General features: G+C 72.8%; 9 protein-coding genes. 3 read left to right on the top strand and 6 right to left on the bottom strand.

The window, feature by feature from the left end; genetic code table 11:
• From I5G_RS17580 to I5G_RS23330, 6 genes are all read right to left on the bottom strand, one after another.
• A partial coding sequence (locus I5G_RS17580; RefSeq protein WP_026096054.1) for a metal ABC transporter permease occupies positions 1 to 251 on the bottom strand: 251 nt, incomplete at its 3' end.
• Positions 248 to 1,060 carry a metal ABC transporter ATP-binding protein gene (locus tag I5G_RS17575; RefSeq protein WP_022880233.1) on the bottom strand — a complete coding sequence of 271 codons (813 nt, stop codon included), beginning with the start codon at positions 1,058 to 1,060 and terminating at the stop codon, positions 248 to 250. The genes I5G_RS17575 and I5G_RS17580, both read right to left, overlap by 4 nt.
• The gene (locus tag I5G_RS17570) at positions 1,057 to 2,037 is read right to left on the bottom strand and encodes a metal ABC transporter solute-binding protein, Zn/Mn family (protein ID WP_022880232.1); all 981 of its coding nucleotides are present in this window, start codon (positions 2,035 to 2,037) and stop codon (positions 1,057 to 1,059) included. The genes I5G_RS17575 and I5G_RS17570 overlap by 4 nt, the downstream gene beginning before the upstream one ends.
• Before the next feature lie 134 nt (positions 2,038 to 2,171).
• Complete coding sequence (locus tag I5G_RS23335) at positions 2,172 to 4,763, bottom strand: glycoside hydrolase family 78 protein (RefSeq protein WP_022880231.1); 2,592 nt, start codon at positions 4,761 to 4,763, stop codon at positions 2,172 to 2,174.
• Complete coding sequence (locus I5G_RS17560; protein ID WP_022880230.1) at positions 4,760 to 5,800, bottom strand: NAD(P)-dependent alcohol dehydrogenase; 1,041 nt, start codon at positions 5,798 to 5,800, stop codon at positions 4,760 to 4,762. The genes I5G_RS23335 and I5G_RS17560 overlap by 4 nt, the downstream gene beginning before the upstream one ends.
• Entirely contained in the window at positions 5,797 to 6,510 is a 714-nt protein-coding gene (locus tag I5G_RS23330) for a carbohydrate ABC transporter permease (protein ID WP_022880229.1), read from the bottom strand. The genes I5G_RS17560 and I5G_RS23330 overlap by 4 nt, the downstream gene beginning before the upstream one ends.
• Between I5G_RS23330 and I5G_RS23325 the strand changes: the two genes are divergently transcribed.
• The 3 genes from I5G_RS23325 to I5G_RS17540 form a co-directional block, all read left to right on the top strand.
• A complete protein-coding gene (locus tag I5G_RS23325) occupies positions 6,476 to 7,321 on the top strand; it encodes a glycerophosphoryl diester phosphodiesterase membrane domain-containing protein (protein ID WP_204365578.1) in 846 nt (281 codons plus the stop codon). The two genes, I5G_RS23330 and I5G_RS23325, sit on opposite strands and share 35 nt — an antisense overlap.
• Complete coding sequence (locus I5G_RS23320; RefSeq protein ID WP_022880227.1) at positions 7,318 to 7,986, top strand: DUF4129 domain-containing protein; 669 nt, start codon at positions 7,318 to 7,320, stop codon at positions 7,984 to 7,986. The genes I5G_RS23325 and I5G_RS23320 overlap by 4 nt, the downstream gene beginning before the upstream one ends.
• The coding region (locus I5G_RS17540; RefSeq protein WP_022880226.1) for a DUF4350 domain-containing protein at positions 7,983 to 8,636 on the top strand (654 nt) is incomplete at its 3' end. The genes I5G_RS23320 and I5G_RS17540, both read left to right, overlap by 4 nt.

The following is an 8,636-nucleotide window of genomic DNA, read 5'->3' as shown; positions in this document are numbered from 1 at the left end:
AGCGACCCGACGATCGACCCCGAGACGACATCGGCCCCGATGAGGAGTGCGACCGCGGCGCCCGCGAAGGACAGCTCGCTGATGCCGTGCACCGCGAAGGCCATGTCGCGCTGCATCACGAACACGCCGATGAGTCCGCCCACGAGCCCGAGCACGGCGCCCGCGTAGACGGAGTTCTGCACGAGGTCGAGGATCGCGCCGTATTGGCTCACGCCGCCGAAGAGGGCGTCGCCCACGTCCGCCCAGTTCATGCGTCGCCCTCGTCGTGGTGGTGGTGGCTCTCGTCGGCGTCGGGCGCACCGACGACGACCAGGCGCCCGCCCGCGCGGGTCACGAACACCGGAGCGCCGTACAGGTCGCTCAGCGTCTCGGACGTGAGCACCTCGTCGGGGGTTCCGAGCGTGAAGCGACCGTGCGCGATGTAGAGGATCCGGTTCACGTGCGCGAGCACCGGGTTGATGTCGTGCGTGACGAGCAGCACCGCGGCGTCGCGCTCGCGGCGGTGCCGGTCGATGAGCCGCACGACCGCCTGCTGGTTCGCGAGGTCGAGGCTCGTCAGCGGCTCGTCACATAGGAGCAGCCGGGGGTCGTCGGCGAGCGCCTGCCCCACGCGGAGCCGCTGCTGCTCCCCGCCGGAGAGCAGCCCGACCGGGCGGTCGGCGAACGCGGTCGCGCCGACCTCCTCGAGCAGCCCGTCGATGCGGGCGCGGTCCTTGCGGCGCGAGAACGGCAGCCCGAACCGGTGCCCGTCGACGCCGAGGCCGACGATGTCGCGCCCGCGCAGCGGGGTCTCGCGGGGCAGCGGCCGCTGCTGCGGCACGTAGCCGATGCGGCGGTTGCCGGCGCGCCGCACCGGGGCGCCGAGCGCCTCGATCGTGCCGTCGCTCAGCCGCTCGAGGCCGAGGATCGCGCGCAGCAGCGTCGTCTTGCCCGAACCGCTCGGGCCCAGGACCGCGACGAGCTCGCCGGGCTCGACCTCGAGGTCGAGCCCGGACCACAGCTCGCGTCCGCCGCGTTCGAGCGCGGCTCCGCGGATGCGCAGGGGTGCGGCGTCGGTCACGCCGCCAGCGCGTTCGACAGCGCGGTGATGTTGCTCTGCATCCACGAGAGGTAAGTCTGGCCCTCGGGGAGCGTCTCGGTGAACTCGAGCACCGGAATGTTCTTCGCCTTGGCCTCGTCGGTGACCTGCGTGGTCTCGGCGCCGGCGGTCTGCGGGTTCACGATCATGACCTTGATCTGGCCCGAGTCGAGCAGCTGCAGCGACTCCAGCATGGTCGCGGGCGGCACGTCCTGACCCTCCTCCACGGACTCGCTGAACTCGTTCGGCGTCGCGTTCACCAGGCCGGCGGCCTCGATGAGGTACACGGGCACGGGCTCGGTCACGAACACCTTCGCGCCGGCATCCTTCGCCTCGATCTGCCCGAGCGAGTCCTTGAGGCCCGCGACCTTCTGCACGAACGCGTCGGCGTTTGCGGTGAAGTCGGCCGCGTGGTCGGGGGCGAGTTTGCCCAGGTGCTCGGCGATCGCCTTCGCGAGGTCGTCGACCGTGTCGGGGTCGTACCAGACGTGCTCGTTGAAGCCCTCGACGTGGTCGTGACCGTGGTCGTCGTCGGCCGCGCTGGGCGACGCGCTCGCGTCGTCGTGCGAGCCGCCACCGGGGTACGTGCTGTTGTACTCGGCCGCGGTCAGCAGATCGGCCGTCGAACCGCTCGCCTCGATGAGCGACTCCATGAACGCGTCGTAGCCGGCGCCGTTCTCGATGACGAGCTGCGCGCCCTTGAGGGTGAGCTGGTCCTGCGCGCTCGCCTCGTACTCGTGCGGGTCCTGCGTCGGTGAGGTGATGATCGACGTCACGTTGACGAAGTCACCGCCGATGTCCTGCGCGATCGAGCCGTAGACATCCGTGGATGCCACGACCGTGACCTTTCCACCGGCGTCGGTCGAACCGCTGGCGGAGGGCGTGCCGCCGGCACAACCGGCGAGGGCGAGCACGGAGGCCGCGCCGAGGACGAGGGGGGCGAGAAGGCGTCGGGTCATGGCCCCCACTGTATCGGTAGTGATAACCGTTCTCAAACTCAGCAGGGCACCCCGACTGCGGTTCACAGTTCACGCATAAACGCCCCCAGCGCGCATAAACGCGTTGCCGTCGCGTTTATGCGCGCGGGAAGCGTTTATGCCGAGAAGACCTCACGGCCCGGGGCGAGCGACCCCGCGAACTCGTGCGTCCCCGATGCCACCTCGAACCGCTGACCGTCCGGCAGCTCGACCACGCCGGTCGCGCCCGTGGGGACGCGCAGCTCGACCCGCAGCTCACCGTCCTCGAGGCGCCACGCGATCGCGGCGCGCCCGTACGGCGTCTCGTGCTCGGCCGCGGCGTGCGTGAGCCCGCCGCCCGGACGCGGAGCGAAGGCGATCCGCCGGTATCCGGGCTCGAGCGGCGCGAGGCCGCCGACCGTGCGGTGGATCCAGTCGGCCACCGCGCCGAGGGCGAAGTGGTTGAACGAGGTCATGCCGCCGGGGTTGACCGTGCCGTCGGGCAGCAGGCTGTCCCAGCGCTCCCACGTCGTCGTGCCGCCCGAGAGCACCGTGTACATCCACGACGGGCACTCCTTCTCGAGCAGCAGGTCGTACGCGGTGTCGACGTGCCCCGACCGCGTCAGCGCGTCGGTGATGAGCGGCGTCCCCGCGAAGCCCGTCGCGATGCGGTTGCCGCCGGCGCGGACGAGCTCGGCGAGGCGCGCACCCCACACGTCGCGCTCGGCGACGTCGGCGTACAGCTCGAACTCGATCGCGAGCGCGTAGGCGGTCTGCGCGTCGCTGCTCAGCAGTCCCGACGCGGTGACGTACTCGCGGCGGAAGGCCGCGCGGACCTCGTCCGCGAGCCGCCCGTACGTCGTCGCGTCCTCGTCGCGGCCGAGCACCTCGGCCATCTTCCCGACGTGGCGGCTCGACCAGGCAAAGTACGCCGTCGCGACGAGGTACCGGTCGGTCGTGGCATCCGCGGGGTCCTCCGGGGGCGCGGCGGGGTCGAGCCAGTCACCGAGCTGGAAGCCGGTGTTCCACAGGCGCGAAGGTCCGGCGAGCCGCGCGACGAGGTCGACCCACTTCCGGGCCGAGTCGTACTGGTCGCGGAGGATCCGCGCGTCGCCGAATTGGCGGTACAGCGTCCACGGCGTGAGCACGGCGACGTCGCCCCACGCGGCGCCCGGGCGGATGGGCGTCCACTCCTCGCCGCCGGGGATCACGGGGACGTACCAGGGCACGGTGCCGTCCGGCAGCTGCTCCACGGCGACGTCGCGCAGCCACGAGCGGAGCATGCCGGAGCAGTCGTAGAGGAAGGATGCCGCGGGCGCGAACACCTGCAGGTCGCCGGTCCAGCCGAGCCGCTCGTCGCGCTGCGGGCAGTCGGTGGGGATGTCGACGAAGTTGTCGCGCATCGACCACCGCACGTTCTCGTGCAGGCGGTTCAGGAGCGGATCCGACGACGAGAACCAGCCCGTGCGCTCCATGTCGGTGTGGTACACCCGGGCCGTGATCGCGCCCGGGGCGATGTCGCCCGGCCAGCCCGTGACCTCGGCGTACCGGAAGCCGTGGATCGTGAAGCGCGGCTCCCACTCCAGCGGCTCGCCGCCATGCACGAGCACGTCGGTGGCCTGCGCTCCCCGCAGCGGCCGGGTGTACAGCTCGCCGTCCTGCAGCACTTCGGCGTGCCGGAGCGTGATGACCGTCCCCGCCTCGGCATCCACCGACAGACGCAGGCGCCCCGAGATGTTCTGGCCGAAATCGAGGACCCAGGCGCCTGTCGACGACCGCGTCACCTCGACGGGGGCGAGCTCCTCGGTGCACCGCACCGGCGGCCCCTCCGGCGCGACGAGGGTCGCATGGTCGAGCGGCAGCAGCCGCGCCGGCGTCCACGCCGGGTCGTCCGCCGTCGCCCAGTCCGGCCGCTGGAGCCGCGCGTCGTAGTGCTCGCCCTCGTACAGGCCCGTGGACAGGATCGGGCTCAGCGCCGCCTCCCACTCGGCATCCGTCGCCACGATCGAGCGCGTCCCGTCCACGTGCTCGATCTCGAGCTGCGCGATGAGGCCGATGTCGCTGCCGTACAGGTTCGGGTAGCCGCCGTGGAAGCCCAGGCGCCCGCGGTACCAGCCGTCGGCGAGCCACGAGCCGATCGCGTTCGCACCCGCGCGGAGGTGGTCGGTGACGTCGTACGTGTAGTACCGGAGGCGCTCGCCGTAGACCGTCCAGCCCGGCGACAGCGCGTCGTCGCCGACCCGGCGGCCGTTGATCTCGACCTCGTACAGACCGTGCGCCGACACGTACAGACGCGCGCGGCGGACCTCCGACGCGACCTCGAACGCGCGACGGACGCGGGGCGGATGCCGCAGCGCCTCGGGTTCCTCGTCCCACGCCGGCCCGACGACGCCGGCGATCCAGTCCGTGGCATCCAGGAGTCCCGCCTCGACCCGCGACGCCGGAGACCACGCGGATGCCACCTCGTCGCCGCCGATCACGCGGACGCGCACCGTCGCCGCCTCGCGCGAGGCCAGGGGCGCGAAGGGCCAGTCGACCAGCACCGACTCGGCGCCGGACACGACGCCGGACGTCTCGACGCCGCGCTCGGTCGTGATCTCGAGTTCGTACCCGGCCTGCCGCCACCCGGCGGGGGCCTCGGTCTTCCACGACAGGCGCGGGGCGGCGACGCCGATGCCGAGGGCGTCGCGGAGGTGTTCGAACGTGAGGGGGGATACGTCTACGGTCATGCGGTGGTCATCTCATCCTGCTGCGGGTGAACCATGGGCTTGAGGGCGGCGCGATCGCGCCCGGGGAGAAGGAGGGCGTCGTGCACGCCGCCGAGCGGGTGCACGCTCGTCACGAGGCGGCGGAGATCCACCCGTCCCGCGGCGGCGAGGGCGATGGCATCCGGGTACTGATTCGCGTACCGGAACGTGCCGGTCAGCACGATCTCGCGCGACTGGAGCACGTCGAGCGGCAGCGTGACCTCGCCGTTCGCGGCCATCCCCACCAGCACGGCGCGACCGGCCGGCTCCAGCGCTTCGATGCCCGCGCGGGTCGCCGCCGCGACACCCGAGCACTCGACGAGCACCGTCCGGTCAGTCGGCAGGGACTCGCTACGCGGGTCGACCGTCGTCGACGCGCCCAGCTCGGCCGCCACGGCGAGCCGCTCGGCGGAGACGTCGCTCACGCACACCTCGGCACCCGCGGCGCGGGCGACCTGCAGCACGAGCAGCCCGACGGGTCCCGCGCCGCTCACCAGGACGCGGTCGCCGATGCCGACGCCCGCCTTCCGCACCGCCCACAGGGCGACCGCGAGCGGCTCGATCAGGGCGGCCTCGTCGTCGTCGAGCGCGTCGGGGACGTCGTGGGCGAAGTCGGACGCGAGGGCGACATGGGTCGCGAACGCCCCGTCGACGGGCGGGGTCGCGAAGAACCGCACGTGGGGGCACAGGTTGTACCGCCCGGCCCGGCACTGCGTGCAGCGCCCGCACGGGACGCCGGGTTCGAGCGCGACGCGCCGCCCCACGCGGGCGTCGGGGACGTCGGCACCGACCGCGACGATGACCCCGGATGCCTCGTGCCCGAGCACGAGCGGATCCTCGACGTGCGTCGACCCGATGCGTCCGTCGCGGTACCAGTGCACGTCCGAGCCGCATACGCCGACGGCGCGGATCTCGACGAGCACCTCGTGCGGAGCGAGCGCCGGCACGGGCCGGGTCTCGACGACGGTCGTGTCGACCGCCGTCATGACGGCCGCGCGCAGGAACTCCGGTGCCGTCATCCCTTCACCGCGCCGCTGGCCAGACCCGCCATGATGCGCTGGTTGAGCACGAGGTAGATCGCCAGGATGCCGAAGACGTTGATGCAGATCGCCGCGAAGAGCGGGCCGTACTGCGTCGCGCCGAACTGCCCGGTGAAGTTGAGCAGTCCCACCTGCACCGTGCGCAGCTGCGACGAGTTGGTGAAGGTCAGGGCGATGAGCAGGTCGTTCCAGAAGAAGAAGAACTGCACGAGCCCGACGGTGACGATCGAGTTGCGGGCCATCGGCAGCGCCACGGAGAAGAACGAGCGGAAGATCGAGGCGCCGTCGAGCGTCGAGGCCTCGAACACCTCCCGCGGAATCGCGCGGAAGTAGGTCGCCATCATGAACACGGTGAGCGGCAGGCCGGTCGCGGTGTACGTGATGATCAGCGGCCACAGCGATCCGGTGATCCCGGCCTGGAAGTACACCGAGAACAGCGGCAGGAGGATCATCTGACCGGGCACCATGATGCCCGCCAGGAACAGCAGCAGGATGCCGCCCCGCCCGCGGAACACCATCACCTCCAGCACGAATCCGGCGGCGACGCCGAGGAGCAGCATGAGGGCCAGCGCCGGGAACACGGCGGCGACGCTGTTGCCGAGGTACTGGCCGATGTTGCCCGTGACCCACGCGTCGGTGCTCGGGGGGATCGCGGTGCTCCTCGGCCTGGCGGTGCTGCCCCTGGGCATCGTGCTGGGCATCCTGTTCGCCCTCGGACTCATCCCCCTCAGCGCGTGGATCTCGACCAAGCTGTTCCTCGTCCCGTCGGTGATGATCCTCGAGGGCGTCGGAGTCCGCCGCGGGATCGTCCGTTCGTGGGTGCTGACGCGGCGCCGGTTCTGGTCGACCTTCGGCGTGCTCGCGATCATCTCGCTCGCGTTCGGGTTCGTCGCGCAGGTGATCTCGCTGCCCCTGAGCCTGCTGTCCAGCGGACTCACCGTGATCGTCGCTCCCACCGGCGCGGACGAGGTGAGCACGCTCATTTCCTACGTCGTCCTTCAACTCGTCGGACAGATCGGCATCCTGCTCGTGCAGTGCATCGCCGTGGTCGTGCAGTCGACATCCGCCGTCCTGGTGTACGTCGATGCCCGCATGCGCGTGGAAGGGCTCGACCACGACCTGGCGGCGTACGTCGAGGCGCGGGATGCCGGGCGCACGGGGCTCGTCGACCCCTACCGGGTCGGTGTCGGCCGGACGTGGGCACCGGCGCCCCCGTGGGGCGCTCCGCCCGTCGCGTGGCCCGCGCCGGGCGGCGGACCGGCCCCGACCGCGCCCGGGTGGTCCGCACCCTCCGCCGCGCAGCCCTCCGCCGGGCAGCCCATCCCGGTGCCGCAGCCCGCCCCGGCGCCGCAGCCCTTCGCCGCGCCGCAGCCCGCCGCCACAGCGCCGGCCGACCCGCCCCCGCAGCCCGCCACTCCGCCGGTGAGTCCTTCACCCGCGGCACCGCCGTCCGACCCGACCTCCTGGGCCGCTCCGGGTAGCCCGCCCCGCGAACCGTGACCCCCGTCCTCTGGCCGAGGCCGGGCTCCACCCCGCTCCTCCCCGACCCCGACGAGGCGCGCGAGTGGGCCCAGCGCGAGCTCGCCGACCCCGTCTACCGTGCCGCGGAGCCGACGGCGTTCGACCGCGCGGCGCGCGCGGTCCGCGACTTCCTGGAGAGCCTGTTCTCCGCACCCGTGTCGGGTGATTGGGGGCCCTGGGCGTTCGTGGTGCTCGCGGTGTTGGTGGTCGCCGCGATCATCGTGAGCGTGTTGATCTGGGGACGACCGCGCAGCACCGTGCGAGCCGCACCGGTCGCCCGCGCGCTGTTCGACGACGACGACGCGCGCTCGGCCGCCGAGCTGAGGGCGGACGCCACGGCGGCCGCCGGGCGCGGGGAGTGGGACGACGCCATCGTGCTGCGCTTCCGCGCTTTCGCGCGGGGACTCACCGAACGTGGCATCGTCGACCCCCCGCCGGGCGCGACCGCGCGCGCGTTCGCCCGCTCCGCCGGCGAGACCCTCCCCATCCTCGGCATCCCGGCCGCGGAGGGCGCCGCCGTGTTCGACGACGTCCGCTACCTCGGACGGCCCGGCACGGCGGAGAGCTACGACCTGATCGTGCGCCTCGACGAGACGGCCGTGCGCGCGCGAGTCTCCTCGGACGCCGCGGCGGTCGCCCCGTGACGGCCCTCGCCGCCGGGCCGACCCGGCGCCGGGTCCGCGTCGGTGCCGGATGGATCGGTCTCGTCGCCGCGCTCGCGGTCGTGAGCCTCGTCGGAACCGTGCTCGTGTTCGGCGGGTGGACGCCGCGCGACGCCCTGGATCCGGAATCGCCCGCCCCCGACGGGACGCGTGCCCTCGTCCGGGTGCTCGAACAGCAGGGCGTGCAGGTCGTCGTCGCCCGGGATCGCGGGGCCGCGGAACGCGCGCTCGCCGCGGCGCCCGCGACCCTGGTCCTGCGCGATGCCCCGATGCTCTCCGACGACGCCCTCCGGCGGGTGCGCGCGCAGGCCCGCGACATCGTGCTCATCGAACCGCGCTCGCGCAGCCTCGACGTCCTCGTGAACGGTTCGGCCTTGGGCGGGGTCGTCGACGAGCAGACGGTCGACCCCGCGTGCGAGGTCCCGGCGGCGAGCGGCGCGGGGGCGGCCCGCATCGGAGAGCTGTACCTGCCCGGTCCGGGCGTGACGGGATGCTACCCCGGCGACGACGGCTTCGGGGTGCTCGTCACGAACGAGGGGGCGACCGACGGAGACGGCACGGTGGCGGCGCTCGACGGCCTCTCCGTCCTCACCAAACGGCACTTTGCGCTCGACGGGGACGCCGCGCTCGCC

The organism is Microbacterium sp. B19, assembly GCF_000333395.1.
Taxonomy (GTDB): domain Bacteria; phylum Actinomycetota; class Actinomycetes; order Actinomycetales; family Microbacteriaceae; genus Microbacterium.
Note: the sequence above shows the minus strand (reverse complement) of the source record. Positions and strands in the feature narration are given on the sequence as shown.